This window comes from Actinomycetospora aeridis (assembly GCF_037400275.1).
GTDB lineage: Bacteria > Actinomycetota > Actinomycetes > Mycobacteriales > Pseudonocardiaceae > Actinomycetospora > Actinomycetospora aeridis.
Window position 1 is genome coordinate 24,875 of the sequence record NZ_JBBEGL010000016.1, and the last position, 26,819, is coordinate 51,693.

General features: G+C 75.5%; 26 protein-coding genes and 1 pseudogene. 12 read left to right on the forward strand and 15 right to left on the reverse strand.

Annotated features, from left to right (window positions below; genetic code table 11):
• The first annotated feature begins 4 nt into the window (after positions 1-4).
• A complete protein-coding gene (locus tag WCD41_RS29735) occupies positions 5-502 on the forward strand; it encodes a DUF3093 domain-containing protein (protein WP_337718871.1) in 498 nt (165 codons plus the stop codon).
• Positions 503-512: 10 nt separating this feature from the next.
• Here WCD41_RS29735 and WCD41_RS29740 read toward each other — a convergent pair whose 3' ends face one another.
• Positions 513-815 carry a DUF4193 domain-containing protein gene (locus WCD41_RS29740; protein WP_133825164.1) on the reverse strand — a complete coding sequence of 101 codons (303 nt, stop codon included), beginning with the start codon at positions 813-815 and terminating at the stop codon, positions 513-515.
• A gap of 343 nt (positions 816-1,158) precedes the next feature.
• Between WCD41_RS29740 and cei the strand changes: the two genes are divergently transcribed.
• Positions 1,159-1,815: an envelope integrity protein Cei gene (gene cei, locus WCD41_RS29745; RefSeq protein ID WP_337718872.1), complete on the forward strand. Its 657-nt coding sequence runs from the start codon at positions 1,159-1,161 to the stop codon at positions 1,813-1,815.
• A 10-nt stretch (positions 1,816-1,825) separates the two neighbouring features.
• Here the strand turns inward: cei and WCD41_RS29750 are convergent, their stop codons facing one another.
• The gene (locus WCD41_RS29750; RefSeq protein ID WP_337718873.1) at positions 1,826-2,683 is read right to left on the reverse strand and encodes an inositol monophosphatase family protein; all 858 of its coding nucleotides are present in this window, start codon (positions 2,681-2,683) and stop codon (positions 1,826-1,828) included.
• Positions 2,684-2,960: 277 nt separating this feature from the next.
• On the opposite strand from WCD41_RS29750, the pseudogene WCD41_RS29755 reads away from it, so the two are divergent.
• A pseudogene (locus tag WCD41_RS29755) lies at positions 2,961-4,367 on the forward strand (RNA polymerase sigma factor); the annotation flags it as partial.
• A gap of 119 nt (positions 4,368-4,486) precedes the next feature.
• Here WCD41_RS29755 and WCD41_RS29760 read toward each other — a convergent pair.
• Positions 4,487-5,977 (reverse strand): ArnT family glycosyltransferase, encoded by a 1,491-nt coding sequence (locus WCD41_RS29760; RefSeq protein ID WP_337718874.1) that lies wholly within the window; start codon positions 5,975-5,977, stop codon positions 4,487-4,489.
• 103 nt (positions 5,978-6,080) lie between these two features.
• Between WCD41_RS29760 and gvpJ the strand changes: the two genes are divergently transcribed.
• From gvpJ to WCD41_RS29785, 5 genes are all read left to right on the forward strand, one after another.
• Positions 6,081-6,455, forward strand: coding sequence for a gas vesicle protein GvpJ (gene gvpJ / locus WCD41_RS29765; RefSeq protein ID WP_337718875.1), 375 nt, complete (start codon positions 6,081-6,083; stop codon positions 6,453-6,455).
• Between the two features lie 35 nt (positions 6,456-6,490).
• Complete coding sequence (locus tag WCD41_RS29770; RefSeq protein ID WP_337718876.1) at positions 6,491-6,778, forward strand: hypothetical protein; 288 nt, start codon at positions 6,491-6,493, stop codon at positions 6,776-6,778.
• A 92-nt stretch (positions 6,779-6,870) separates the two neighbouring features.
• Complete coding sequence (locus tag WCD41_RS29775) at positions 6,871-7,665, forward strand: inositol monophosphatase family protein (RefSeq protein ID WP_337718877.1); 795 nt, start codon at positions 6,871-6,873, stop codon at positions 7,663-7,665.
• A gap of 42 nt (positions 7,666-7,707) precedes the next feature.
• A complete protein-coding gene (locus WCD41_RS29780; protein ID WP_337718878.1) occupies positions 7,708-10,482 on the forward strand; it encodes a helix-turn-helix transcriptional regulator in 2,775 nt (924 codons plus the stop codon).
• Positions 10,483-10,493: 11 nt separating this feature from the next.
• A complete protein-coding gene (locus tag WCD41_RS29785; protein ID WP_337718879.1) occupies positions 10,494-11,066 on the forward strand; it encodes a hypothetical protein in 573 nt (190 codons plus the stop codon).
• Here the strand turns inward: WCD41_RS29785 and WCD41_RS29790 are convergent.
• On the reverse strand, positions 11,063-12,427 hold the full coding sequence (locus tag WCD41_RS29790) for a type I glutamate--ammonia ligase (protein ID WP_337718880.1): 1,365 nt from the start codon (positions 12,425-12,427) through the stop codon (positions 11,063-11,065). The two genes, WCD41_RS29785 and WCD41_RS29790, sit on opposite strands and share 4 nt — an antisense overlap.
• Positions 12,428-12,759: 332 nt before the next feature.
• On the opposite strand from WCD41_RS29790, the gene WCD41_RS29795 reads away from it, so the two are divergent.
• Positions 12,760-12,954 carry a DUF7455 domain-containing protein gene (locus WCD41_RS29795; protein WP_133825150.1) on the forward strand — a complete coding sequence of 65 codons (195 nt, stop codon included), beginning with the start codon at positions 12,760-12,762 and terminating at the stop codon, positions 12,952-12,954.
• A gap of 413 nt (positions 12,955-13,367) precedes the next feature.
• Here the strand turns inward: WCD41_RS29795 and WCD41_RS29800 are convergent, their stop codons facing one another.
• Complete coding sequence (locus WCD41_RS29800; RefSeq protein WP_337718881.1) at positions 13,368-15,140, reverse strand: DEAD/DEAH box helicase; 1,773 nt, start codon at positions 15,138-15,140, stop codon at positions 13,368-13,370.
• Between the two features lie 83 nt (positions 15,141-15,223).
• Positions 15,224-15,478, reverse strand: coding sequence for a DUF3039 domain-containing protein (locus tag WCD41_RS29805; protein ID WP_337718882.1), 255 nt, complete (start codon positions 15,476-15,478; stop codon positions 15,224-15,226).
• Between the two features lie 161 nt (positions 15,479-15,639).
• Here WCD41_RS29805 and WCD41_RS29810 point away from each other — a divergent pair, with 161 nt between their 5' ends.
• On the forward strand, positions 15,640-17,169 hold the full coding sequence (locus WCD41_RS29810) for a hypothetical protein (RefSeq protein ID WP_337718883.1): 1,530 nt from the start codon (positions 15,640-15,642) through the stop codon (positions 17,167-17,169).
• A gap of 39 nt (positions 17,170-17,208) precedes the next feature.
• The gene (locus tag WCD41_RS29815) at positions 17,209-18,912 is read left to right on the forward strand and encodes a DUF1996 domain-containing protein (protein WP_337718884.1); all 1,704 of its coding nucleotides are present in this window, start codon (positions 17,209-17,211) and stop codon (positions 18,910-18,912) included.
• Positions 18,913-18,919: 7 nt separating this feature from the next.
• Here the strand turns inward: WCD41_RS29815 and WCD41_RS29820 are convergent, their stop codons facing one another.
• From WCD41_RS29820 to WCD41_RS29850, 7 genes are all read right to left on the reverse strand, one after another.
• On the reverse strand, positions 18,920-19,375 hold the full coding sequence (locus tag WCD41_RS29820) for a hypothetical protein (RefSeq protein ID WP_337718885.1): 456 nt from the start codon (positions 19,373-19,375) through the stop codon (positions 18,920-18,922).
• Positions 19,376-19,453: 78 nt separating this feature from the next.
• Positions 19,454-19,933 carry a DUF3099 domain-containing protein gene (locus tag WCD41_RS29825; protein WP_337718886.1) on the reverse strand — a complete coding sequence of 160 codons (480 nt, stop codon included), beginning with the start codon at positions 19,931-19,933 and terminating at the stop codon, positions 19,454-19,456.
• Positions 19,934-20,026: 93 nt separating this feature from the next.
• The gene (locus WCD41_RS29830) at positions 20,027-20,626 is read right to left on the reverse strand and encodes an HhH-GPD-type base excision DNA repair protein (RefSeq protein WP_337718887.1); all 600 of its coding nucleotides are present in this window, start codon (positions 20,624-20,626) and stop codon (positions 20,027-20,029) included.
• A gap of 4 nt (positions 20,627-20,630) precedes the next feature.
• Positions 20,631-21,158: a GNAT family N-acetyltransferase gene (locus tag WCD41_RS29835; RefSeq protein WP_337718888.1), complete on the reverse strand. Its 528-nt coding sequence runs from the start codon at positions 21,156-21,158 to the stop codon at positions 20,631-20,633.
• Complete coding sequence (locus WCD41_RS29840) at positions 21,155-21,907, reverse strand: DUF1365 domain-containing protein (RefSeq protein ID WP_373695218.1); 753 nt, start codon at positions 21,905-21,907, stop codon at positions 21,155-21,157. The genes WCD41_RS29835 and WCD41_RS29840 overlap by 4 nt, the downstream gene beginning before the upstream one ends.
• 68 nt (positions 21,908-21,975) lie before the next feature.
• Positions 21,976-23,217, reverse strand: a complete 1,242-nt coding sequence (locus WCD41_RS29845) for an NAD(P)/FAD-dependent oxidoreductase (RefSeq protein WP_337718890.1) — start codon at positions 23,215-23,217, stop codon at positions 21,976-21,978.
• A 46-nt stretch (positions 23,218-23,263) separates the two neighbouring features.
• The gene (locus tag WCD41_RS29850; RefSeq protein WP_337718891.1) at positions 23,264-23,968 is read right to left on the reverse strand and encodes an alpha/beta fold hydrolase; all 705 of its coding nucleotides are present in this window, start codon (positions 23,966-23,968) and stop codon (positions 23,264-23,266) included.
• Positions 23,969-24,069: 101 nt separating this feature from the next.
• On the opposite strand from WCD41_RS29850, the gene WCD41_RS29855 reads away from it, so the two are divergent.
• Positions 24,070-24,531, forward strand: coding sequence for a peroxiredoxin (locus WCD41_RS29855; protein WP_337718892.1), 462 nt, complete (start codon positions 24,070-24,072; stop codon positions 24,529-24,531).
• 23 nt (positions 24,532-24,554) lie between these two features.
• Here WCD41_RS29855 and WCD41_RS29860 read toward each other — a convergent pair whose 3' ends face one another.
• Positions 24,555-25,379, reverse strand: coding sequence for a DUF1295 domain-containing protein (locus WCD41_RS29860; protein WP_337718893.1), 825 nt, complete (start codon positions 25,377-25,379; stop codon positions 24,555-24,557).
• Positions 25,376-26,707: a class I SAM-dependent methyltransferase gene (locus WCD41_RS29865; protein WP_337718894.1), complete on the reverse strand. Its 1,332-nt coding sequence runs from the start codon at positions 26,705-26,707 to the stop codon at positions 25,376-25,378. Before WCD41_RS29865 ends, WCD41_RS29860 begins: the two co-directional genes overlap by 4 nt.
• Between the last annotated feature and the right edge of the window lie 112 nt (positions 26,708-26,819).

A 26,819-nucleotide genomic window follows, 5' to 3' on the forward strand; every position in this document is an offset into this window, starting at 1 on the left:
TGTCGTGAGCACCCCGCGCCCCTCACCGGGACCCGACACGGCACCGGGCGGCCCTGCGGCCTACGCCGAGCGCCTGCTCGTGCCCTGGTGGTCCTGGCCGCCGGTCCTGCTGATGGCGGGGCTGCTCGCCGCGGAGCTCCACATGGGCTACCCGGGCGTGCGCTCGTGGCTGCCCTACGTGCTGCTGCTGCCCCTCGCCGTCGTGCTGCTGGTCTGGCTGGGGCGCGTGCGCGTCGAGGTGGACGCCGGAGCGTCGGCCACGCGCGAGCTGCGGGCCGGCCCGGCGCACCTGCCGGTCGCGCAGGTCGGCCGGGTGGACGTCGTCACCGGCGAGGCCAAGCGTGAGGCCCTCGGCCCCCAGCTCGACCCCGAGGCGTTCGTCCTGCACCGGCCCTGGGTGGGCCCGGCCGTCCGGATCGAGGTGCTCGACCCGGACGACCCCACCCCCTACTGGGTCGTCTCCACCCGCCGCCCCGAGGAGCTCCTCGCGGCGCTGCGGTGACCAGTGCTGATCAGGCTGCGCAATCGCGGCAGATGAACAGCCCGCCGCGCTGGTCGGCGAGCCTGCTGCGGTGGTGGACGAGGAAGCAGCTCCCACAGGTGAACTCGTCCGCCTGCTTCGGCAGCACGCGGACCGTCAGCTCCTCGCCCGACAGGTCGGCGCCGGGGAGCTCGAAGCTCTCGGCGGTGTCGGTCTCGTCGACGTCCACGGCGGCGGACTGCGCTTCGTTGCGACGGGCCTTGAGCTCCTCGAGGGAGTCCTCGCCCATCTCGTCGGTCTCGTTGCGGCGCGGGGCGTCGTAGTCGGTCGCCATAGCGGTTTCCCACCCTCGGTCGTGCCCGGTCTTCTGCCCGGTTCCGTCTTTGTCGTGCGGCAGCACAACGCGGGACGGCGACCGTTTGTGCCGGACCCGGAAAGTGACCCGGGTCTCACCGTTGGGGGTCCCCACGGCACGGACGAGACGACGTCCGCGCGGCTGCGGAGCGGCGGGAGGGTAACCCACGTGACCGGCCGCGGTCAGCCGGCCCCGGCAGACCGGGCCCGGAGTGTCGCGATCGTGATGTCCGCGCCGCGCGGACCGAGCGGCAGGGTCCGCGCCGCCCCGGGGCACCACTACCCTCGGCGACGGCGGGAACCACCTCGGGGAGGGGCGTCGGTTGGTCGGCACGGTCAAGGCGGGGACATCGCGGGTGCGCGACGTCTACCGGCGGCGCAACCTCGTCCCGGCGACGGTGCTCGTGGCGGTGCTCGCCGTGGCGAGCATCGTGACGTGGACCGTGGTGTTCACCAACTCGACCGCCGGGTCGGTCACCTCGTGCAACGCCTCGCCGGTGGCGGGAGCGGGCTCGCCGCAGGCGACGGACGCGCTGGACGACCAGCAGGCCGCGGCGCCGGGCGACGTGCGGGTGAAGGTCCTCAACGGGGCCGGCCAGCGCGGCCAGGCCCAGCTGGCGGCCGCGGAGCTGGGCGAGCTCGGGATCGCCGAGGCCGCCCCACCGGACAACGACCCGTTCTACCCCGCGCAGGACCTCTCGTGCGTCGGCCAGATCCGCTACGGCACCGACGGCGCGGCCGCCGCCCGCACGCTCAGCCTCGTCGTGCCCTGCGCCGAGCTCGTGTCCGACGGCCGCGCGGGCAGCGAGGTCGACATCGCGCTCGGCGACGACTTCCGCGACATCGCCCCGCCCCAGCCCGTCACCGAGGCGCTGCGGGCCCTGTCCCGCCAGACGGCCACCGACGGCTCCGGCGCCCCGGCGCAGGTCCCGGACAACGCCACCCTCACCGCCCTGCGTGCGGTGGACTGCAGCAGCTAGGCAGGCCCGCTCAGGCGACCCCGCCGGCGCCCTCCGCCACGAGCAGCTCCGTGAGGGTCGCCGCGAGCGCGGGGGCCGCGACCAGCGTGGCCTCGACCCCCAGGCCGTCGGGGTCGGCGCCCGGGAGGCGCACGACCGCGCCCGCCTCCTCGGCGATCAGCCCGCCCGCGGCGTGGTCCCAGGGGTGCAGGCCGTGCTCGTAGAACCCGTCGAGCCAGCCCGCGGCCACCGCGCACAGGTCGAGCGACGCGCACCCGGTCCGCCGGACGTCACCGATCCGCCCGGCGATCCGGGCGAGGAGCGCGGCCTGCCGTGCGCGGCGGGCCGGGTCGTAGCCCATCCCGGTCCCGATCACGGCCAGGGCGAGGTCGTCGAGCGTCGACACCCGCAGGGGCTCGCCGTCACACGTGGCGCCGTGGCCCCGGGCCGCCCGCCAGACCCGCCCGGAGACGGGCTCGACGACGGCGCCGGCCACCATCCGCCCGTCGCGCTCGGCGCCGATCGACACCGAGAACCAGGGCAGCCCGTGGGTGTAGTTGACGGTGCCGTCGATGGGGTCGACCACCCAGCGGACCTGGCCCTGGGCCGGGGTCCCGCTGCCGCCGCCCTCCTCGCCGAGCACGAGGTCGTCGGGCCGGGCCGCGGCGAGGCGCTCGCGGACCAGCGCCTCGCAGGCCCGGTCGCCCTCGGTCACGACGTCGGTCGCCGAGCTCTTGGTGTCGAGGCGCTCGCGGGTCACGACACGCTCGCGCACCGCCCGCGCCAGCGCCGCGGTCTCCCCCGCGACGGCCGCCGCCAGGTCGGCGAGGTCCGCGGGTCCCGTCTGCCCCGTCGGTCCCGTCGGGACGGGTGCCACCGTGCGGTCCATCGCGGCATCGGACCACATCCGGGTGTCCACGCAACGACGTGCGGACCACCGCCGGGTGATCGCGCTGCGCAGCCCCTCCGAATCGATCCCGCGACCCCGTGCGGGGGGCGCGTCCACAGCCCGCGACTGTGAGGTGCGACGTCCGGCGCTCCCGCTCGTTACAATGGACGGGAGCCGAGGCGGTTCACCGGGAGGGACCGGGGCCCTCGCTGTTCGTCCCGCGTCCGGGTGGCCGTCCGGCGACCCGGGCCCGTCGTCCCGTCGCCGTTCAGCCGTTCGTCACGAAAGGTCGTCTGTGGCAGCCGCAAAGTCCGCAACCCGCCGCCGCGTCGCCGACGCCGCCGACCCCGAAGCCGCCGCCGCGGGCGGTCCGGTCGGTGTGGTCGCTGCTCCCGACGACGCGGAGGCGCCGGCGAAGAAGGCCGCCACGCGCTCCGCGAAGGGCGCCAAGAAGGCCCCCGCCAAGGGCGCCGCCAAGACCGCCGGCGGGGCCAAGACCGACGCCGACGCGCCCGAGGGCGAGGAGATCGAGGGCGCCGACGGGCCCGAGGGCGCCGACCTCGAGGGGCTCGAGGGCTCGGAGCTGGAGGCCGCGGCCTCCGAGCTCACCGAGGACGTCGTCGTCCTGGGCGCCGAGGTGGTCGAGGCCGCCGAGGTCGAGACCGAGGAGCCCACCGAGGAGGACAAGAAGTCCGGCGACTTCGTCTGGGACGAGGAGGAGTCCGAGGCGCTGCGCCAGGCGCGCAAGGACGCCGAGCTCACCGCCTCGGCCGACTCGGTCCGCGCCTACCTCAAGCAGATCGGCAAGGTGGCGCTGCTCAACGCCGAGGAGGAGGTCGAGCTCGCCAAGCGCATCGAGGCCGGCCTCTACGCCTCGGAGCGGCTGCGCAAGGTCGCCGAGGCCCAGCAGGAGCTCGCGACGCAGATGCGGCGCGACCTCCGGTGGATCGTCCGCGACGGCGAGCGCGCCAAGTCCCACCTGCTCGAGGCCAACCTGCGTCTCGTCGTCTCGCTGGCCAAGCGCTACACCGGCCGCGGCATGGCGTTCCTGGACCTGATCCAGGAGGGCAACCTCGGTCTGATCCGTGCGGTCGAGAAGTTCGACTACACCAAGGGCTACAAGTTCTCGACCTACGCGACGTGGTGGATCCGCCAGGCCATCACCCGCGCGATGGCCGACCAGGCCCGCACCATCCGCATCCCGGTGCACATGGTCGAGGTCATCAACAAGCTCGGTCGCATCCAGCGCGAGCTGCTCCAGGACCTGGGCCGCGAGCCCACCCCGGAGGAGCTCGCCAAGGAGATGGACATCACCCCGGACAAGGTGCTGGAGATCCAGCAGTACGCCCGGGAGCCCATCAGCCTCGACCAGACCATCGGCGACGAGGGCGACTCGCAGCTCGGTGACTTCATCGAGGACTCGGAAGCCGTGGTCGCGGTCGACGCGGTCAGCTTCACGCTGCTGCAGGACCAGCTGCAGTCGGTCCTCGCCACGCTCTCCGAGCGCGAGGCCGGCGTGGTGCGCCTGCGCTTCGGCCTCACCGACGGCCAGCCGCGCACGCTCGACGAGATCGGCCAGGTCTACGGCGTGACGCGCGAGCGCATCCGCCAGATCGAGTCGAAGACGATGTCGAAGCTGCGCCACCCGTCGCGCTCGCAGGTCCTGCGCGACTACCTGGACTGAGGTCCTCGCCGCGAGCCTCCGCCCGCCCGCGAGGTGACGAACGAACGGCGCTTTCGCTGCTTCCGAAGCAGCGAAAGCGCCGTTCGTTCTTCCGCGCCCGGGGCGAACGGGTTAGCGCGTCACGCCAGGCGGCGGATGCCCGGCCAGAGCGCCGCCCAGGTGTCCCGGCGCCCCGTGGCGATCGCGACCGGCGCCCCGCGCTCCTCGTTGTCGACCCCGACCTCGTTCTCGATCCGCGCCACCACCCGCACGTCGGCGAACCACCGCCGCAGCGTCGCCTCGTCGTAGCCCACCGCGACGACCGTGGTCGCCGACTCGGGCGGCGGGCCCCAGTCGGCGTAGCTGTTCTGGCCGCTGTAGGCGGGCGGCAGGTCGGCGCGGGCGGGCTCGGCGCGGGACACCTCGACGGCGCCCGCCTCGCCGTAGTTGCTCGCCAGGACGATCGTCGAGGCGGGCGGGAGAGTCCGCGCCACGCCGGCCACGGTGTCGAGGTACTCCGGCCAGCCGACCGTCTCGGCGGGGATCGGCGAGACCGCGACCTGCGGGCTACCGGGCAGCGAGCGTTCGGGGACCAGGGGCAGCATCAGCCACGCCACCACGACGACGTTCACGACGAGCACCGCGCCCACCACCCGCCCCCGCAGGCGTCCCCGCCGCATCCACGCCACGACGGGCACGGCGCCCGCGGCGAGCAGCACCGGGTACAGCCCGGCCAGGTAGTAGTGCTTGCCGCCCGCGACGAGCAGCAGCACGAACAGCAGGCCGTAGGCGACCGCGAACGCCCGCGCCCACGCGACCACCGGGTCGCGCACCAGCCGCCACAGGCCCGCGACCCACACCGGCACGAGGAACGGGCTGACCTCGATGAGCTGGAAGAGCGGGAACGTCCACCGGGGCTCGCTCCCGCCGTTGCCGACCGTCGCGATCTGCTGCCCGAACGCCACCTGCGGCCAGCCGTGGGTGGCCTGCCAGACGAGGTGCGGCGTCCAGATCGCGAGCGCGAGCAGCGCCGCGCCCCCCAGCCACGGGTCGCGGAACACCCGCCGCGGCCCCACCGCGAGCACGCCGGCGGCCATCACGCCGAGCAGCGCCGCGACCAGCGACTTGTTCAGCAGCCCGATCCCCGCCACCAGCCCGACGGCGAGCCAGATCCGCCCACCGTCGCGCAGCGCCCGCACGAGCAGCCACGACAGCGTCGTCCAGACGAGGACGTCGATCGTGCTGGTGGAGAGCATGTGACCGGTGGCCAGCGGGAACGCCGCGCCGGCGACGCAGGCCGCGGCCACTGCGGCCGCCACCCGGTCGCCCCCGAGCTCGCGCGCTATCCGCCCGGCGATCACGGCGCAGAGACCGATCGCGAGCGCGGGGACGACGCGCAGGGCCGTCGGGGAGACGCCGAACAGCGCGGCCTGCCACCGGGCGAGCGCCGGCGTCAGCGGCGGGTTGTCGACGTAGCCCCACGCGGGGTGCCGCCCCGAGACGAGGTAGTAGAACTCGTCGCGGTGAAAGCCGTAGCGCGCCGACACCGCGAGCAGCAGGACGGTCACCCCGAGCCCGATCAGCCACGGTGCCGCGTCCACGAGCCGTGCCCGCCCGGTCTCCCCCGTCACGCCCGGGATGGTCCCTCATCACCGTCGCGTCGGCGGTCGGCCGCGTGCACGGGGCCGTCCGGACGATGGTCATGTTCGGTGCGTCGTTCCTACACTCCACGCCGTGACCTCCCCCGGCGTCCGGCGGTCGCCCCAGGGCGGGCTGGCCGAGGTGCTCGACCTGATCCTCGACAAGGGGCTGGTCATCGACGCCTTCGTCAAGATCTCGGTGGTCGGCATCGAGCTGGTCACGATCGACGCGCGCATCGTCGTCGCCAGCGTCGACACCTACCTGCGGTTCGCCGAGGCCACCAACCGCCTCGACCTGCACGAGAAGGGCGGCAAGGGGCTGGCCGAGCTGGGGGGCCACATGACCGAGAACGTGACCCAGGGCGCCGCCAAGGGCATCACCAAGGGCGTCCTCGACGCCGGGCAGGAGACATGGCGGGAGCTCCGCGAGGAGCGTCGTGAGAAGAAGCGCCGCCGGCGCGGTGGGTAGGCCCGCGTGCCCGACGCCCTGACATGCTGGGGCGCGTGCAGCCCGACCCACGCAGCGATCTGCCCGACACCGACCCCGCCGAGGTCCACCGCCGCTCGGTGGCCCTGATCCAGGGGATGGACTCCGGCGATCTCGACGCGGTGGGTGCGCTGCTCGGCGAGCTGGGCGGGCCGGAGGAGTTCGCCGCGCAGGTGATCAGCCTCGCGAGCCTCGCGCGGCTGCTGCTCGACCAGCGGGAGGACACCGCCCCCGGTGCCGACGAGGCCCGCGCCGCGGTGCTGCACGAGCTCGCCGGCGTCCTCGCCGCCGCCGAGACGCCCTGACCCCGCCCTGACCCCGCCCTGACCCCACCCTCACGTCCGGGATCACGTCGACCCGCGCGGTGCCGCGGCGACCCGTCGGGCAGGATCGGGGGGTGAGTGCCGCGAGGGACGAGCCGACCAGCTCCGCAGCCACCGCCGAGCCCACCGTCGCCGAGGACGCCGCGCTCGCCCGCGAGCTCGCCGACGCCACCGGGGCGATCCTGCTGGAGCTCCGCGACGACACCGGGCCGGGACGCGACCGCGAGTACCGCGGCGACGCCGAGGCGCACGAGTTCCTCGTCGGCGCGCTGCAGCGCCACCGCCCCGACGACGCCGTCCTGTCCGAGGAGGGCACGCAGGACCCGGCGCCGCGTCGCGGGGCGCACCGGCTCTGGATCGTCGACCCGCTCGACGGCTCGAGCGGCTACGGCCGCGGTGGCGACGAGTGGGGCGTGCACGTCGCGCTGGTGGTCGACGGGGCCCTGGTCGCCGGGGCGGTGGCGCTGCCGGCCCGCGGCGAGCTGGCCGACTCGGCCACCGTCGCCGCCGTGCCCGACACCCCCGCCGACGTGGAGCGCGGCATCAGCGTCACCGTGAGCCGGTCCCGGCCGCCGGTGGAGCTGCGCCGCCTCGCCGCCGCCTTCCCGGTGCGCACCGTCGCCCGCTCCGCGGCCGGGGTCAAGACGCTCGCCGTGGTCGACGGCGAGGTCGACGCCTACCTGCACTCCGGCGGCCAGTACGAGTGGGACAACGCCGCCCCCGCGGCCGTGGCCCTCGGGGCGGGCCTGCGCGTGACCCGGCTCGACGGCCGGCCGCTGCCGTTCGGCGCCGACGACCCGTACTCCCCCGACCTGCTCATCGCCCGGCCCGCGGTCCACGACGCGATCCTCGACGTCCTGCTGGCCTGACCAGCGCTTCCGCTGGGGCGGACGACGCAGCACGATGCCCCGGTGGAGGGCGTACACGGTCGGGACGCGGAGCTCGCGCGGCTCGACACGTTCCTCGACGTGCTCGCGGCGGGCCCGGCGGGCCCGGCGGGTCCGGCGGACCCCGCGACGCTGGCGGTGTCCGGTCCCCCGGGCGGCGGGGTCTCGACGGTCTGGGCCGCCGGGGTCCGACGGGCCCGCGCGCGGGGCCTGCTCGTCCTCACCGCCCGGCCGACGGCGGCCGAGGCCCTGCTCCCCCACGGCGTCCTCGCCGACCTCCTGCCGCCGCTGCGCGACGGCGGCCCCGACCTCCCGGCCCCCCAGGCCCGGGCGGTCGACGCCGTGCTCCTGCGCGCGGTACCGGGGCAGGAGGGCCACGCGGAGGTCGATGCCCGCACCGTCGGCAGCGCGCTGCTCGGCCTGCTGACGCGCGCGACCGGTCCCGTGCTCCTCGCCGTCGACGACGCGGATCTCGTCGACCCGTCCAGCGCGGCCGCGCTCGCCTTCGCGCTGCGCCGCGTCGCCGGGCCGGTGGGGGTGCTCGCCGGACTGACCGCCGACGCGGGCGACGCCCCGCTCCCGGCGTGGGTCGGCGCCCGCGGGGAGGCCGACCGGATGGTGCTGGGCGCGCTCCCCGCCTCGGCGCTGCACCACCTGGTGCGCGAGCACACCGGCGCGGCCCTGCCCCGCCCGACGCTGGACCGGCTCGCGCGCCGCTCGGGCGGGCGGCCGCTGTACGCGCTCGAGCTGGCGCGCGCGGTGCGGGACCGGCCGGACGAGCGGCTCCCACCCGGCCTCGGCACCCTCGTCGCCGATCGCGTGGCGCGGCTCGCGCCCGCGGGCCTCGACGCGCTCCTGCTCGTGGCCCTGACCCCGGCGCCGACGGTCACCCTGCTGCGACGCGCCGGCACCGACCCGGCGGCGCTGCTGCCGGCCGAGGCCGACGGGATCGTCGCGATCGACGGCGACCGGATCGGGTTCGGGCACCCGCTGCTGGCCGCCGCGGTCGCCGATCACGCCGGACCGGGACCGCGGCGCGCCGCCCACCGGCGTCTCGCCGACGTGACCGACCACCCGGAGGACCGGGCCCGGCACCGGGCGCTCGGGAGCCTCGGCGGGGACGCCCGGGTGCAGGCCGAGCTGGACGCGGCCGCCGCGAGCGCCCGGGCGCGGGGAGCGCCCGACGCCGCCGCCGAGCTGCTCGAGCTGGCGCTCGGCCTCGGCGGCGACACGCCGGGCCGTCGCGTGACCCTCGCCGACCATCTCCTGGCCGCCGGTGACGCCGCCCGGGCGCGGGAGCTCCTCACCGCGCTCGGCGAGCGTGACGCCGCCGCCGAGCGCCTCCTCGCCCACGTCCACCTGCACACCGACAGCTACGCCGAGGCCGCCGCGCACCTCGAGGCGGCCCTGGCCGCGGCCGGCGACGACGTCCTCCGCGCCCCGATCCGGGCCGACCTCGTCTACGTCACCGTCAACCTCGGACGGATCGCCGAGGCGGCCGGGCTCGCCGACGACCTGGCCGCCGACGCCGCGGCCGCGGGCGACGTGGGCCTGCTCGCCGTCGCCGAGGCCACCCGCACCATGACCGCCTTCCTCGCCGGCCGCGGGCTGGACCGCGCCGGCCTCGACCGGGCGCTCGCCGGCGAGGCCGCCGGCGGCGGCCCGTCCGGGCCGGTGATGACCCGCCCGAGCCTCGTCCACGGACTGCTGCTGTCGTGGACCGGCGAGCTCGACCACGCCCGCGACGTCCTCCTGGCCCTGCGCCGGGAGGCCCTCGACACCGGCGCCGAGGCGGACCTGCTCTTCCCGGCCTTCCACCACGTGATCCTCGAGTGCTGGCGCGGCGACCTCGCCGCCGCCGAGGACCTCGCGCGCGACACGACGGAGCGGGCCGAGCAGCTCGGCGGGGCCGTCGCGCACGCGATCGCGGCGTCGGTGACGGCCACCGCCGCGGCGTACGCCGGACGCCTCGACGAGGCCCGGCAGGAGGCCCGGCGGGCGATCGCGCTGCTCGCCGAGGGCAGCGCGGTCGCCGCGACGGTCTGGCCGATGATCACCCTCGGGTTCACCGAGCTCTCGGGCGGCGACCCGGACGCCGCGGTGGCGGTGCTCGGTCCGATGGCCGCCGCGACCCGCGACATGGGCTACGGCGAGCCCCTGGCCGCACCGTTCGTCCCGGACGCCGTCGAGGCGCTGGTCGGGGTCGGGCGCACCGAGGAGGCCCGTCCGCTCGTCGACGACCTCCTGCGGGCCGGGCACGCCCTCGACCGTCCGTGGGCGCTGGCGCTCGGAGGTCGGTGCCGCGGGCTACTGCTGGCCGCCGACGGCGACCTCGACGGTGCGGGCGCGGCGCTCGCCGACGCCCTGCGCGAGCACGAGCGCCTGCCGGTGCCGGTCGAGCGGGCCCGCACGCAGCTCGCCCTGGCCGGGGTCGAGCGGCGCCGCCGCCGTCGCCGGGCCGCGACCGAGCACGCGGAGGCCGCCGCGGCGCTCTTCGCGCGGGTCGGCGCCGCGACCTGGGCGGCGCGGGCGCGCACCGAGGCCGGACGTCTGCACCCCGTGCCGGAGCCCGACGACGACGGGCTCACCCCGGCCGAGCACCGCATGGCCCTGCTCGCCGCCGCGGGGCGGACGAACCGGTCGGTGGCGGCCGAGCTGGCCGTGAGTCCCAAGACCGTCGAGGCGACCCTCGCGCGGGCCTACCGCAAGCTCGGGATCCGGTCCCGCGCGGAGCTCGGTGCGGTCATGAGCAGGCGGGATAGGGAAACACCCGATGTCGGTGGTGCGCGGGGCTCCTAGCGTCCGCGGGCATGATCCCTCGCGCGGCCGCCCGCCCCCTCGCCCTCGCCGCCGTCGTCCTGACGGCCGTCGCCGTCCTCATCGCCCTCGCCGCCGCCCTGATGGGCGACGAGGCACCGTTCCTCGGCGCCGTCCTCGCCGCGTGCCACCTCGGCGAGCTCGCCGCCGCCGCCGCGGTCGTCGCGTGCGGTGCCGCAGGCCGGGGCGCCCTCGCGCTCACCGGGCTCGTGATCACCGCGATCGGGCAGCTGGGCCTGGCCGCCGCCGAACTGACCAACATCGGCGCGCCGGACGCGGCGCTGCCGCTCTACCAGGTCGCGCCGATCGTGAGCGGCGTCGGCATGGTGGTGCTCGGCATCGCCGTGCTCCGGGCGCGGGTGTGGGCCGGCGGGACGCGGGTGCTGCCCCTCCTCGTCGGGCTCTGGATGCTCGTGATCGTGATCCCGGCGGTCATCGTCACCGGCGGGCCGCCCGCCTTCGCGGCCGCGCTGGCCCTGGCGATCTGGGACCTGCTGTGGCTCGGCACCGCCGTCGCGGTCCTGACCCACGCGCGGTCGGCGGCGCCCGCGCCCACGAGGGTCTAGTACCGCCAGCGCCAGGCCGCGAGGACGTCCTCGGTCTCGCGGTCGGCGGCGAAGGCGGCGTCGGCACGCCGCACGGCGAGGAACGCCCCGAGGCGTTCCTCGCCGAGCACGGACGTGATCCGCTCGTTGGCGAGCAGGGCCGCCTCCTGGTCGGCCTGGGTCGTCGGGAGCTTCTCGACGCCCGCGGCGGCGCGCTCCTTCTTCTTCCAGGTCCCGGGGTCGGACGCGATCGGTGCGGGCGGCACGAGGTTCTCCTCGACGCCCGCGACCCCCGAGGTCAGGATCGCCGACAGCGCGAGGTACGGGTTGGCCGAGGCGTCGGACACCTTGAGCTCGACGTTGGCGTGGTCGGTGCCGAGCAGCTCGGAGCCCGCCACGTAGCGCAGGGGCGCCTCGCGGTTCTCGATGCCCCAGAAGGCGAAGGCGCCGGCGAAGAAGCCCGGCCGCAGACGCGCGAGGGACCCGACGGACGGTGCGGTGACCGCCGCGAGGGCGGGCAGGTCGCGCAGCAGGCCGGCGACGAAGCCGGCGCCGGCCGTCCCCGCCGGGCCCTCCAGCCCGCCGGCGAGCACGTTCTCCCCGTCGCGCCACAGCGAGGTGTGCACGTGCCAGCCGTTGCCCGCGAGCTGCAGCGACGGCAGGGGCGCGAGGCTGACCCGCAGGCCGTGCCGCGCCGCGGCCGCCAGCACCGTCTGGCGGGCGAGCAGCTGGTCGTCGGCGGCCCTGACGGGGTCGGCGGCCCCGAGCGAGAGCTCGACCTGGCCCGGCCCGTACTCGGCGTGGAGCTGACCGATCCGCAGCCCGTTGGCCTCCGCGTCGCGCAGGAGGTCGGCGACGAAGGCGTCGATCTCCAGCAGCGCGTGCGGGCTGTACGCCGGGCTCCGGTAGGCGGGGACGACCGCCCCGTCCTCGCTGGGCAGCGAGACCACGAACTCCAGCTCGTAGCCCACGAGCGCCGACCAGCCGCGGTCGGCGAGGGCGTCGACGGTCGAGACCAGCAGCGAGCGCTGGTCCCACGGCCACGGCGTCCCGTCGACGGTGACCTGGGTGCCCGGCGCCCACGCGAGTCCCGGCTGACCGGCCAGCGGCGTCAGGCGGTCCAGGTCGGGGACCAGGCGCACGTCGCCCGAGGGCGTCTCCCGGCCGGGCGCGCCGTACTGGATGCCGTCGTTGGTGTCGAAGATCGAGAAGACGGTGCTGACGCCGATCCCGGTCTCGGCCACGTCGGGCAGCGACGCCACGGGCACCGTGCGCGAGCGCGGGATGCCGTTGTTGTCCGCCCAGACGACGGTGACGCCGGCGACGCCCCGGCCGCGCAGCTCCTCGGCGAGCCCCGCGGCGCGCCCCCTGTCCTCGCCCACCGCTGCCTCCGCTCCACCCGCCCGCATGGTGGCGCACAGGCTAGTGGGCGACGTCGGCCGGACGGCGGCGTCCCGCCGTGACGACGCCGGCGCCGGGACCTCCCGATGATCACCGACCACTCGTCGCTCGAGATCGACTCCCGATCGGGTGGTCCGTGGCCCTACCCCGGAACAAGCGGTCCCTCACCACCGATGAGCGGTTCGTGACGGACGACAAAGCGCCGCGTGAACACGAGCGGTCGCGGGCAGCGTCTGACACAGTGGAGAAGCGACGGTCGCTCGACCGGAGCTCGCGGGCTCGGACTCCGTTTCCGAAGCCTCGACGGAGGGAGATGACGATGCCCGGCACCCTGACCCGGCCAGAACTCACCGCCTCGGACCGCTGCGATCGCTGCGGTGCAGCGGCAAAGGTGCGCGCCGTACTGCCCTCCGGTGGAGAACTCCTCTTCTGCGGGCACCACGCCCGGGCCCACGAGGCCAAGCTGAAGGAGCTGTCGGTGGACATGCAGGCCGGAGAGAGCGCATGACAGCCGCCTGACCAGCAGTTCCTTCGACAGCAGCACGACGCGGACCAACACCACGACGGGCGGGGACCAGAGGGTCCCCGCCCGTCGTCGTGTGCGCTCCCGATCATGACGGGCGGCGGCCCACGATCACGGCCGGCGGGCCGGCCGCCGCGCGCGTGTCCGTCGTGTCCGGTTCTCCCGTGGCGCTCGACGATCAGGCGCCCGGAGCGCCGGCGGCACGCGCGCTGCGCATCCGGTCCATCGACTTCGTCCGACGCGCCCGGCCGTCCCGCGGCGTGATCACCACCCGATCGTGACGCGGCGGTGAACTCTGTGTCGCCGCGATGTCGGTGCGCGACGACGGCGACAGCTGGCGATCGCCACCGTGTGTGATATGCACCACACGTCACCACGCGAGCACGCTGCGTAGACGATCAGCGCCACGACCGCAGCGTCGCGATCCGCTCCTCGATCTGCTCGAGCGACGCCATCGGGGTCGCCGGGCCGCCGCAGTACTTGCGGAGGTCGCCGTGGATCTGACCGTGGGGCTTGCCGGTGCGGTGGTGCTGCGCGGCGACGAGGGCGTTGAGCTCGCGCCGCAGATCCTTGAGCTTCTCGGCCACCCCGACGTCGCGGCGGAACTCGCGGGTGGGCTGTGCTGGCTGTGCCGGCTGCTCGACCGTCGTCACCGGCGCCGGCTCCCGGGCCGCCTGCTCGTCGAGCTGCTCGCTCTGGCGACGCCGCAGCAGGGCACGCACCTGGTCGGGCTCGAGGAGCCCGGGCAGCCCCAGGTAGTCCTGCTCCTCGGCGCTGCCCGCGCCCGCCGCCGTGCCGAACGAGGACCCGTCGTAGATGAGCTGGTCGAGCTCGGCCTCCGCCGAGAGCGCCTCGAAGGCCTTCTCCTGCTCGCCGGGCTCGTCCTCGGTGCGGTTGGCCTGCTCCAGGAGGTCGTCGTCCCAGCCCTCCTTCGGGCGGTGGGGCTCACCGAGCACGTGGTCGCGCTGCACCTCGAGCTCGCTGGCGAGCGCCAGCAGCGACGGCACGCTCGGCAGGAACACGCTCGCGGTCTCGCCCGGACGCCGCGAGCGCACGAAGCGCCCGACCGCCTGGGCGAAGAACAGCGGCGTGGAGGCGCTGGTGGCGTAGACGCCGACGGCGAGACGCGGCACGTCGACGCCCTCCGAGACCATGCGCACGGCGACCAGCCAGCGATCGTTGGTCCGGGAGAACTCGGCGATGCGCCCCGAGGCCTTCGGGTCGTCGGAGAGGACGACCACCGGCTCCTCGCCGGCGATCCGGCGCAGCAGCGCCGCGTAGGCCTTGGCGGTGGTGTGGTCGGTGGCGATGACGAGCCCGCCCGCGTCGGGCACCCCGCCCTGGCGCAGCTGGGTCAGCCGGGTGTCCGCGGCCTGCAGCACGGCCGGCATCCACTCGCCCTTGGGGTCGAGCGCGGTCTTCCAGGCCCGGGCGTTCTGCTCGGCCGTGAGCGGCTCGCCCAGGCGGGCGGTCATCTCCTCGCCGGCACTGGTGCGCCAGCTCGCCTGCCCCGAGTAGGCCAGGAACACCACCGGGCGGACGACCCCGTCGGCCAGCGCGTCGGCGTAGCCGTAGGAGTGGTCGGCGCGCGAGCGCAGCGCTCCGGCGGAGTCGGGCTCGTAGGTGATGAACGGGATCGGGCTGTCGTCGGACCGGAACGGCGTCCCCGTGAGCGCGAGCCGCCGGGTGGCGCCGGCGAAGGCCTCGCGCGTGGCCTCGCCCCACGACTTGGCGTCACCGGCGTGGTGGATCTCATCGAAGATCACCAGCGTGCGCCGGCCCTCGGTGCGGTTCATGTGCAGCACCGGGTGGGCCGCCACCTGCGCGTACGTCACCGCCACGCCGCGGAAGTCGGTCGACGTGCGGCCGACGCTGTTGGAGAACTCCGGGTCGATCGCGAGACCCGCGCCGCGGGCGGCCTCGGCCCACTGGTGCTTGAGGTGCTCGGTGGGGCAGACGATCGTCACCGTGTCGACGGTGCGGTCGCCCAGCAGCTCGCCCGCGGCGCGCAGCGCGAACGTCGTCTTGCCGGCGCCGGGCGTCGCGACCGCGAGGAAGTCGCGCGGGCGCTCGCTGAGGTATCGGGTCAGGGCTCGCCGCTGCCACTGCCGCAGCGGTCGTGCTCCCGAGGGATCGGTGCTGGTCGGGCTACCGGTCGCGCGGGTGGTCAAAGGCCCTCCGGGGCGGGGTCGGACGAGTACCTGCCGCTGGCGGCCGCGCCGCGAGGGAGGGCGCCGACCGGGCTCGGGTGGGTCTACTCCCCGCCGCCGCCCCCGCCGCTGGGCATCTTGTTGAAGATTTCCTTGCACTTCGGGCACACCGGCGAACCGGGCTTGGGCGAGCGGGTGACCGGGAAGGTCTCGCCGCAGAGCGCCACCACCATCGACCCGGTGACCGCCGACTCGGCCACCTTGTTCTTGCGCACGTAGTGGAACATCTTCGGGTCGTCGTCGCCCGTGCGGTCGGTCCCCTGCGGGCGGGTGTCGGGAAGCACCGCGGTCTGGCTCATGGCTCCATGATGCCCCACCGACCTGACACGGGACCCACGCCGGGCGGACCCGCTCCGTTCTCCCTGCGTGTCCGGGCAATCACGCGAAACGGCACCCACGGCGTCGCGCCGGCTGTCACGGTGACTCCCGTCCGAGGTCCGGCGGCGGTGAGGAGTCCTTCGTGACCTACCCGGCCCGTACCCGTGCCCGCGTGGCCGGGTCCCCCGCGGTGGCCGTGCCGCCCGAGGAGCTGCCCGGCGACCCGGGCTCCCTCGTGCGTGACGCGCTCGCGTTCGTCGACGCGCACCGGGGGCGCCTGGCGCGGCTCGGGCTGCACCTCGTCGTCGCCGCCCTGCCCCTGCTCGCCATCTCCGCGCACGTCTTCGGGCTGGCGCCGATGAACGTCACGGCGGGGCTGGTCGTGGTCCCGCTGACGCTCGCCCTGCTGCTGCTCGGCGTGTTCTCCCCCCTCGGCGAGGACCGCATCGTGCTGATGGGCGCGGTGTGGGGCGTCGTCGCGACGCTCGTCTACGACGCCGTGCGGCTCGACACGGTCTACCTGCTCGGCTGGTGGGGCGACTTCATCCCCACCGTGGGCACGTGGATCCTGGGCGTCGACGGCGGGTCCACCGCGGTGGGCGCGATCGTCGGGTACCTGTGGCGCTACGTCGGCGACGGCGGCGGCATCGGCGTCGTCTTCTTCCTGCTCGTCGCGGCCACCGGCCTGCGCCGCTGGGGCGAGCGCGCCACGGTGGCCGCGGCCGTGGTGTTCGCGGTCTTCCCGGTGTGGACCGGGTTGATCGCCACCGTCGCCGTCGCGCCGCGGGGCGAACGCCTGATGTTCCCGCTGACGGTGACGACCGTGACGCTCTCGCTGCTCGGGCACCTCGTGTTCGGCCTCGTGCTCGGGCTCGGCTGCGCGCGCTGCCGGGGGCTCGAGGAGCACTGGCCGTGGCCCCCGCTGCTCGACCGGCCGTGGGCGGGGCCGGCGGGCCGGGGGGTCGGCATCACGGCGCCCCCGGTGCGGCGCGGCCGTGCGGAGCGGGCCCTCGCCGCGGGCGACGGCTGGGGGCCGCCGGCGCTCGTCGCGGCGGCCGCCGCCGGCCGGGCGCCGGCCGTGTCCGGCCCGGCCTCCGCCGGCGCGGCCTCCGCCGGCACGGCGCGCGCGGCGGTCCCCGAGAGCCCCGGCGAGATCACCGAGATCCGGGTGGAGCGTCCGGTCCCCCGGCGGCCCGGCCGGGTCGCCGGTGGCCGCTCCCGCGTGCGGGACGACCCGTCCTCGGGGTCCCTGTCCTCCGGGTCACTGTCCTCGGGGCCGCTGTCCTCGGGGTCACTGCCGCTGGGGCCCGACGCCGGGTCGGGAGGCACCGCGCGCCGCGAGCCGGAGTCCGGGCCGGTCCGTGTGGTGGGCACGCCGTCCCACCCCCTGCCGGCGGCGCCGTCCCTCCCGCCGCCCCTACGGCCGCCGCGTCCGCCGCGGCGCCCGGGCCACCCGCCGTCCGGGCCGCTCCCGCGCCCGTCCGGGCCCGCGTCCGGGCCCGCGTCCGGGCCCGCGTCCGGGCCGGTGCGCGTGCCGGGCGGTGCCTGGTCGCCGGCCGTCCCGACCTCGGGGCCCGATCCGTGGCTCGGCGGCCGGGACGCCGTACCGGCGCCCCGGCCCGGCGCCGCGACTTCTCCGAAAGCGCACCCGGCGCGCGCGGGCCGCGGCTAGCGTCCGCGACACGGGGCACCGGCGGATGAGCGGAGGACGATGAGCAGGTCGGCGTGGGGTGGGGGCCGGACGTCGGGCACGCGCCCGACGTCCTGCCCGCCGGTCCGGCCCGACGAGAGCGCGTGGGCGGCGCTCGACCGGCGCCGCACCGGACCGCGCCGGGTCCCCGTGCTCGTCCTGGGCCTGCTGGCGGTCGCCGTGCTGATCATCGGCGTGGCCGTCGGGGCCGGCGCCGGCCCGGTGGTGTCGCACGGCGGCGTGGTGGCGGTCGCCGACGACGACGGGGACGACGACGGCGGCGACAACGGCGGCGGCGACAACGGCGGCGGCGACAACGGCGGCGACAACGGCGGCGGCGACAACGGCGGCGACGGCCGGGAAGACGGCGGCGGCGGCAACGAGGACGACGACCAGGGCGGTCAAGGCGGTCAAGGCGGCCAGGGCGACCAGGGCGGTCAGGACGGGGGTCAGGGGGACGACGAGGAGTTCCCCGGCCGCGACGAGATCGGGCGTGCCGCGGCGAACGAGTACGTCGAGATCCAGCGGGTGCGGCAGGGCTTCCGCGGCGAGGGCGGGGCGTTCTCCGGCGGCAGCTACTCGATCCGGTGCGCCGTCAGCGACCACAAGAACTCGGACAACTACCTGATCACCCCCGGCAAGCGGAACGGCGCGCAGCACGTGCACGACTACGCGGGCAACGAGGGCACCAACTTCGCCTCGGAGCGGGAGGTCCTCGAGGAGACGGCGACGACCTGCACCAACGGCGACCGCTCCCCCATCTTCTGGCCCGTGCTGCGCGACCTGCGCAGCCCCGGCCCCGACGTCGGCGTCGACGGCGGCAGCCTCGACGGCAACGTCGGTGCGCTCGTCGAGCCGACGGCGGTCGACTTCACCTTCCACGGCCACGGCTCGCGGCGCGCCGAGGCCCTGCCGCTGAACATCGCGCTGGTCACCGGCTCGGCCAAGGCGGGCACCAACGACGGCGAGGGCGCCAACGCCAAGTACACGTGCAGCGGCACGGGCGGGCGGATGACCGACCTCTACCCGATGTGCCCGCAGGGGTCCGCGCTGCAGCGGGTGTACGACTTCCCGAGCTGCTGGAACGGCCAGGACCTCGACTCCGAGGACCACACCACCCACATCGTCTACCCGGACGCGGACGGGGAGTGCGACGACGACCTCATCCCGGTGCCGGCGCTGCGCATCACGGTGAGCTACGAGAACGCTCCGCCAGGGCGCCAGTTCGCGATCGACAGCTTCCCCGAGCAGCAGCACAACCCGATCACCGACCACGCGCTGCTCGAGTACCTGTCGTCGGAGCGCCGTGCCGAGGAGGGCGTCGCGTGCATCAACGCGGCCCGCCGCTGCGTCCAGGGACCGGAACAGGACGCGGCGTCGACGGGATCGACCGACGCGGCGGACCGGGTGCCGCGGTCGCAGACCTTCGCCCATGCGTTCGCGACGCACGCCACCGCGCACCAGCAGCGTCCCGCGGTCGCCCCGCCCGGGCACGGCGGGCACGGCGGGCACGGCGGGGGGCGCGAGGTCGGCGCCGCCCGGTTCCCAGGGGCCGACCGACCCGCGATGCAGGCACCACCCGCGACGCTGCCCGATCCCGAGCCGTCGGGCGGGCCGGGCCGTCTCGCGGTGGCGGACCCCTCGTGGACGCTCGGACCGCTTCCCGGCCTCACGCGCCTGCCGGTGCTGGCGGCACCGCTCGGCCCGGCGTCGTCCGGGACCTGAGCCCGTCTCAGCGCACCGCGTCCCACTCGACGACGATCACCGGCGAGCCCTCCGGGTCGAGGCGGACCGGGAGCATCCGCCCGATGCGGACGTCGGCGGCGTGGTGGAAGGGCACGCGCACCCGCCGGCGGACCAGGCGCCCGTTGACATCGAGGTCGAGCACCGGGATCGCCTCGTTGCCGATCGAGCTGGTGGTGCTGGTGACCCCGGCGATCCGGGCGAGCGCGGGGGTGCCGCGGCGGGCGGTGCGCCGCAGCACGGCGGGGCGACCGAACCAGCGGCGCTGCAGCGTCGTCCAGACCACGCCCTGGATCAGCAGGTTCGCGCCCAGGACACCCACCGCAATCGCCGTCGCCGTCCGCGCGGTGCCCTCGAGCACCGGCAGGAGCACCACCAGGACCACCGCGCACACCGCCGCGCCGGCGAAGAACCAGCGCGCGAGACGCGCGAACGCGACCGTCATCGACACCCCCGCATCGCCTGGTCCGCGGCGAGTATCGCGGGCGCCGGTGAACGCGGGGAGGCCGGTGGCCGTCCCTCGCTACCCCTCGCTGCCGGTGCGGGGCGTGCCGGCGTCGGAGCCGTCGGGGTCGGTCACGCGCGGCGGCTCGTGCGCGGCGGTGTCCTGACGGGGCTGGCGCGGACGTTCGCTGTGCCCGACGAAGGGGCTGCGTCCCTCGAGCACCTCGGCGGCCTCGATGATCCGCGCGTCGGGCACCGCGCCGAGCTCGGTGCGGCCGGGCTTGTAGCGGTTGGCCTTCTCGGCCTTCTTCGGCGGCCGGTCGTTGGCGATGAGCACCGCGACCCAGGGCAGCGGCACCGACAGCACGATGAAGGCGACCGCGACCCACGGCAGGTTGAAGCCGATGCCGGCGACCCCGGCCAGCACGAGGCACGGGATACGGCACGCCATGATCAGCGAGTAGCGCTTCTTGCGGGCCGCGAACTCCTCGTCGTACGAGACCGCGGCCTGGGTGATCAGGATCGGCTGTCCGTCGTCATCCTGACGTCGGTTCACCACGTGCGTCGCCTCCTCGGGCACCGGCCATCCCCCACGGGTGCCCTCACGCGCCACTCTGAACCCCGCGGCGCCGCGGCGCCACCCGGGCACGGGTCAGGAGCTCGCCTCGGCCTTCTGCGCCTTCTCCGCCTTGGCCGCCTTCTTCTGCGCCTGCTTGAAGTCGCGGACCTCGCCGAGGGTCACCGGGTCGACGACGTCCGCGATCGAGCGGCGCGAACCCTCGTCCCCGTAGGAGCCGGCCGCCTCGCGCCAGCCCTCGGGACGCACGCCGCACTGCTTGCCGAGCAGCGCCGTGAAGATCTGCGCCTTCTGCTTGCCGAAGCCGGGCAGCGACTGCAGGTTGGCGAGCACCTCGCGACCGGAGCCCGCGTCGGCCCAGAGCCGCTCGGCCTCGCCACCCCAGTCCTCGACGAGCAGGCGGCAGAGCGCCTGGACCCGCTCGGCCATCGAGCGCGGGTACCGGTGCAGGGCGGGCGGGCCGGTGAAGGCCGCGACGAGCGCCTCGGTGTCGTACTCCGCGATGCCGGCGGCCGTGAGCGGGCCACCGAGACGCGCGGTGAGCAGCGCCGGCGAGGCGAACGCCCGCTCCATCGGGAACTGCTGGTCGAGCAGCATCCCGATCAGCAGGGCCAGCGGGTTGGCGCTCAGGACCGCGTCGGCGTCGGCGTCCTGGGCGAGGGTCAGCTCGGGCACGGTGTCAGCCTCGCAGATCCTTCGCGAGCACCGCGAACACGAAGTCGTCGCCCCGCGGCTCGCCGACCCCTTCCGCTCCGTACGGGAAGGGCCGCGTCTCACCGGTGCGCGCGTAGCCGCGGCGTTCGTACCAGGCGATGAGCTCGGTGCGCCGGTCGATCACGCACATCTCCATCGTCGTGGCGCCGCGGGCGCGGGCGGTGTCCTCCGCGGCCCCCAGCAGCGTCGTCCCGGCGCCGCTCGACTGCACGTCGGGGCGGACCGCGAACATCCCGAAGGACGCGGTCGTGGCTCCGTCCGCGACGGTGACCGCGGCACAGCCGACGAGGTCCCCCGCCACGAGCACCGTGATCGCCGGATCGGCGAGGTCGGCGGCGAGCAGGTCGCGGGTGGTGCGCGGCCCGTCGATGAGGTCGGCCTCGGAGGTCCAGCCCTGACGCCCCGACGGTCCGCGGTACGCGCTGTGGACGAGGGCCAGCAGGGAGTCCACGTCGGCGGCCTCGGCGACGCGGACGGTGAGTGAGGCGGTCACGGAGCGCCAGTGTGCCGGGTGAGCGGCTCGGCTTCGAGCTGGCCGAGGCCGCGGTCGGTGTCGGCCGGGGTGCGCGCGACGACCGGCACGCCGCGGGCCCAGAGCGCGATGCCACGACGGCGGATGGCGGCCGCCACGTGCAGCGTCACCGCGGGATGGCGCAGGGCCGCCGCGAGCACCGCGCGGGGAGTCGCGGCGCGGCGGCGTCCACGCAGGGTCGCCACGAAGGCCGTGGCGCCCTCGCGGCGCAGGACGACGGTCGCGGCGAGCGTCTCGCCCGGCTCGGGGACGCGCATCCGGTACTCGCCGTCGACGGTGAAGAACGGCGAGACATAGAAGTCCTTGTCGACGCTGGCCCGGCCCTGCGCGTCCACCTCGAGGAGGTAGTGGTGGCGCCCGCCGTAGGTGTTGTGGACCTCGGCGACGACCGCGACCAGCGCGCCGGCGTCGTCGCGGCACCAGTAGAGCGTGATCGGGTTGAAGACGTACCCGAGCACCCGCGCGTGGGCGAGCATCAGCACCCGCGCCGGACGCGCGATCCCCCGGGCGGCGAGGAACGCGTCGAGGTTCGCGCGGATCGAACGGCGCGGGTCGCCGATGTGGTCGGCGGCGCGGAAGCCCGCCAGCGGGCGCAGGAGAACGGGCAGGCGCGGCAGGTCGTCGAGGTCGACGAGCCAGAGGTAGAGCCGGTGGGTGAAGCCGGCGTCGAGGCGCTCGTGGCGACGGTGCGTCACCTCCGCCTCGTAGATCGACGCGAGCGTGTGGCGATACGGACGCCCAGTGTCTGCGGAGCCACTCCGCTGACACGGGCGCGCGCTCACCACGTCACGCCCAGTGAGGCGGCGGCGCGCACGCCCGAGGCGCAGCCGTCCTCGTGGAAGCCCCAGCCGTGGTAGGCGCCGGCGAAGGCGAGGCGGTCGTCGTTCAGCGACGGCAGCCGGTCCTGCGCCGCCACGGACCCCGGCGTGTAGGCCGGGTGCTCGTAGACCATCTTCGCGATCACCGTCGACGGGTCGACGCGGTCGGTGGCGTTGAGGGTGACGACGTGGGTGTCGGGGCCCTCCAGGCGCATCAGGCGGGTCATGTCGTAGCTGACCAGCACGCGGTCCTCGCCCGGCACGCGCAGCAGGTTCCACGCGGCGCGGGCGCCCTCGGCCCGCGGGAGCACCGAGGTGTCGGTGTGCAGCCAGGTCTCGTTGCGCGAGTAGGAGAACGCCCCGAGCACGGCGGTCTGCTCGGCGGTCGGCGCCGTGAGCAGGCGCAGCGCGTCCGGCGCGTGGGCCGCGACCACGGCGCGGTCGAAGCGGCGCTCGACGTCGGCGTCGTCGCGCACCAGCACCTCGTCGCCGGACCGCGTCAGCGCCCGCACCGGCGTCGACACCTCGACCGCCGAGAGCCCCTTCACGGCGCGCTCGACGTAGCTGCGCGACCCGCCGACGACCGTGCGCCACTGGTGGGAGCCGCCCACCGAGAGCATCCCGTGGTTGGCCAGGAAGGCGAACAGGTAGCGCGCCGGGTACTGCCGCGAGAGCTCCGGGCCCGAGGACCACACCGCGGAGACGACCGGCACGGCGAAGGTCTCGACGAAGAACCGCGAGTACCGCCCGGCGTCGAGGAACTCGCCGAAGGTGACGTCCTCGGCGAGCGGGGACGTCCCGTCCACGACGGCGCGCGCGGCCCGGTGGAAGCGCAGCACCTCCCCGAGCATGCGCAGGTAGCGGGGGTTCGCGAGGTTGCGCGGCTGCGCGAACAGGCCCCGCGCGCCGCGCGCCCCGGCGTACTCGAGGCCGGTGGCCTCGTCGCGGACGCTCATGGACATCTCGGAGTCCTGGGTGGCGACCCCGAGCTCGGCGAACAGCCGCAGCAGGTGCGGGTAGGTGACGTCGTTGTGGACGATGAAGCCGGAGTCCACCGCCAGCGGCCCGAGCTCGTGGGTGTGCGCGTGGCCGCCGAGCCGGTCGTCGGCCTCGAACAGGGTCACGTCGTAGCGGCGCTGCAACAGGTACGCCGCCGTGAGCCCCGAGACCCCCGCACCGACGACCGCGACCCGTTCCCGCACGCCACCACTCCTTCGACGGTCCAGCTCCGCTGCGCTTCGTGTCCGGCTAGGGATCCGCCAACGGCACCGTGAGCCCCTCGGGGTCCCCGGCCGCCATGGCTTTCGCGACGGCCTCGGTGAACGGTTCGAGCCCGAGGGCCCCGAGCGCGAAGTGTGTGACGAGGTCGTGCCAGGCCCCGGCCCGCCGCAGCATCGCGTGGCCGTCGCCGTGCACATCGAACCGTGCCACGCGGTCGGACACCGTCGCGACGCGCTGGGCGAACCGCAGCGACGACCGCGGGTCGGTCATCCGCTCGCGGTCCCCGTGGGCGATCAGCACCGTCTGGCCGGCGAGCTGCGCGTACGGCTCGCCCCGCTCGAGCCACGGCGCCAGCCCGGCCACGCCGACGACACCGTCGTCACCCCCGACCCGCAGCGCGGCCCGGCCGCCCATCGAGTGCCCGACCAGCACCACGGGAACGTCACCGTGGCGCGCCCGCACGTCGCGCAGCGCCCAGCGCGCGTCCTGCACCGGGTCGAGATCGGGGGCGTTCCACCCCCGGTAGCGGTAGCGCAGCAGCCCCACGTCGACGCCGCGCCGGGCACCGGCGGCGGCCACCGCGCGGGCGAAGGGCACCATCCGCAGGAACGGCAGCCGCAGCCCGTCGGCGGCGTCGTGGCCCTCGGGCCGACCGCCGTGCAGGACGACGACCACCCCGGTCACGGGGCGGCGGGTCGCGGGACGGACGCGGTCGAGGCGCGGGAGGGTCACGTCCTCGTGTACCCGTGATCGAACCCCGGTCGCCGGCGGCACGAAGACACCGCCGACGACGTCCGTGATCCCGGCCCGCGGCCGGGAGGAAGGAAGCACCCATGAAGGCCGGAGACACCGCCCCCGACTTCGAGCTCGCCGACGACACCGGGACCCGCCGGTCGCTGTCGGGGCTCCTCGCCGACGGCCCGGTGGTGCTGTTCTTCTACCCCCTCGCCTCCTCGGGCGGCTGCACCCAGGAGAGCTGCCACTTCCGCGACCTCGCGAAGGAGTTCGCCGAGGTCGGGGGCCAGCGCGTCGGCATCAGCGCCGACTCGGTCGAGAAGCAGCACACGTTCTCGACGGAGAACTCGTTCGACTACCCGCTGCTCTCCGACCCCGACGGCGCCGTCGCCAAGCAGTTCGGCGCCAAGCGCTCCTGGCTGCCGGCGCTGCCCGTCAAGCGCAAGACCTTCGTCATCGACACCGACCGGACCGTGCTCGAGGTCATCGGCAGCGAGATGAAGTTCGACCTGCACGCCGACGACGCACTCAAGGTGCTGCGCGAGCGCCGCGGCGCCTGACACCGACCGCCCCGGTCCGCGCCTCACGTGGCGCGGGCCGGGCGCGACCCCGGCGGCAGCGGCAGGAAGCCCGAGGTGCGCCGGACGTACTCGTCGTACCCGGGACGCCCGGACATCGACTTCTCGGTCAGCTCCTTGCCGGTCACGGACACCAGCAGGTAGGTCATCAGCAGCGGCCCGACGACGGTGACGAGCGCCAGCGGGTGGCCCGCCGCGACGGCGAAGACGCCCCACCACACGCAGGCGTCGCCGAAGTAGTTCGGGTGCCGCGTGTAGCGCCACAGCCCCGTGTCGAGGACCTTCCCCTTGTTCCCGGGGTCGGCCTTGAACGCCGCGAGCTGCGCGTCGCCGACGCTCTCGAAGACGAACCCGACGAGCCACAGCACCACACCGACGACCACCACCGCGGTCACCGTCGACGCCCGCACCATCGCGGCGAGCACCGGCAGCGACACGACGAGCATGACGCCCGCCTGCGGCAGGTAGACCCGGCGCAGCACGGTCGTCGTCACCGCGCCCGGCGCGTGGTCGTCGCCGAGCATCGCGGCGTAGCGCGGGTCCTCACCCTTGCCGCGGTTGCGCAGGCCGATGTAGATCCCGAGCCGGAGCCCCCAGACGGCGACGAGGGCCAGGGTCACCGTGCGGACCACCGTGTCGCCGACACCCAGCACGCCGGAGACCAGGTAGGCGACGACCGCGACGGCCACGAAGCCGAGACCCCACGTCACGTCGACGACGCTGTGGCGCCCGGTCGCGCGGGCCACGACGAGCGTCAGGGCGAACGCCACCACGACCGTCGCCACCGCACCCACGAGCAGTAGACCGAACGCGGCCAGGTCGAAGCTCACGTGCCCGGCTTACCCGCCTCCGAGCGCGAGCGCACGGCCCAGTCGTCGCGGGTGGGCGGCATCCCGCTGCGCCCGCGGTCGGTCGGGCGGGCGAGGAGGATCTGGTCGACCCCCATGCGGTTCTCCTCGAACGCGAGCGCGCCGCCGGCGAGGTAGAGCCGCCACATCCGCGCGCCGCGCTCCCCGAGCAGCGCGACCGCCTCGTCGAAGTGCTCCTCGAGCGTCGCGAGCCAGGCACGGATGGTCGGGACGTAGTGCTCGCGCATGACGTGGACGTCGCGAACCTCGAGGTCCGCCTGCTGCAGGAAGGTCAGGGTGTCGCCGACGGGGCGCATGACCATGTCGGGGGTCACGTAGGTCTCGATGAAGGCCCCGCCGCCGGGGGCGTTCGCCCCGCGCGACATCTGCTGCACGAGCGCCCGCCCGCCGGGGCGCAGCGCGCCGTGGATCGTCGCCGCGAACGTCGGGTAGTGCTCGTCGCCGACGTGCTCGCCCATCTCGATCGCGCTGACGGCGTCGAACGGGCCGTCGGTCGCGGTGATCCTCCCGGCGACGTCGCGGTAGTCGAGCAGGTCGACCTGGACCTTCCCGGCGAGGCCCTCCGCGCGGATGCGGGCGTTGACGTGGTCGCGCTGCTCCTTCGAGATCGTCACGGCGCGGACGTTCGCGCCGTGCTCGCGGGCGGCGTGCACCGCGAGCGAGCCCCAGCCGCAGCCGATGTCGAGCAGGCGCCGGCCCGGGGCGAGGTCGAGCTTGCGGCAGATCAGCTCGAGCTTGTCGTGCTGGGCCTGCGCGAGCGTGCTGTCCTCCGAGCACCAGTAGCCCGACGAGTAGGCCATCGAGTCGTCGAGCAGCAGCGAGTAGAACGCGTTGCCGGCGTCGTAGTGGTGGGCGATGACGTCGCGGTCGCGCCGGCGGCTGTGCAGGCGGCCCTCGATGCGGATCGCCTCCGGCGGCGGGGCCGGCTTCGGGCCGAGCAGGCCGAGACGCGCGGCCGCCACGCCCAGGCCCGGCAGCTCACGCAGCCCCGGGCGGCGGGCCGAGATCGTGCCCGAGCGCACCAGCGCCCACATCGCCGAGAGGCCCTCGGCGAGGTCGCCGTCGACGTCCAGGTCGCCCGAGACGTAGGCGTGCGCGAGCCCCATCTCCCCTGGCTCCCACAGCAGCCGGCGCAACGCCAGGCGCGAGCGCAGCACGACCGTCGGCACCCCCGGCGCCGGCGCCGCCCCGGCCTCGCTGCCGTCCCACGCCCGGATGCGCACCGGCACCGGTCCGTCGAGGAACGCCCCGATCGCCCCGGCCACCCGCGTCGCCGCTCCTGCACCCACCGTGGTCTCCTTCCGTCGACTCCCGCGATTGATCGGACCAGAGGCCACGACGGTTCGCCGGCCGTCGCGCGCGCCACTGCGTAGGTCCACCCATGCACGACGCGGCCCGGCG

Excerpts from the sequence above, each read along its gene's own strand:
- WCD41_RS29815 (WP_337718884.1), top strand. The coding sequence starts at position 17,209 with ATGAGCAGGTCGGCGTGGGGTGGGGGCCGGACGTCGGGCACGCGCCCG.
- WCD41_RS29750 (WP_337718873.1), bottom strand. The coding sequence starts at position 2,683 with ATGGACCGCACGGTGGCACCCGTCCCGACGGGACCGACGGGGCAGACG.
- WCD41_RS29795 (WP_133825150.1), top strand. The coding sequence starts at position 12,760 with ATGACGATGCCCGGCACCCTGACCCGGCCAGAACTCACCGCCTCGGAC.
- WCD41_RS29740 (WP_133825164.1), bottom strand. The coding sequence starts at position 815 with ATGGCGACCGACTACGACGCCCCGCGCCGCAACGAGACCGACGAGATG.
- WCD41_RS29820 (WP_337718885.1), bottom strand. The coding sequence starts at position 19,375 with ATGACGGTCGCGTTCGCGCGTCTCGCGCGCTGGTTCTTCGCCGGCGCG.
- WCD41_RS29805 (WP_337718882.1), bottom strand. The coding sequence starts at position 15,478 with ATGAGCCAGACCGCGGTGCTTCCCGACACCCGCCCGCAGGGGACCGAC.
- WCD41_RS29785 (WP_337718879.1), top strand. The coding sequence starts at position 10,494 with ATGATCCCTCGCGCGGCCGCCCGCCCCCTCGCCCTCGCCGCCGTCGTC.
- WCD41_RS29855 (WP_337718892.1), top strand. The coding sequence starts at position 24,070 with ATGAAGGCCGGAGACACCGCCCCCGACTTCGAGCTCGCCGACGACACC.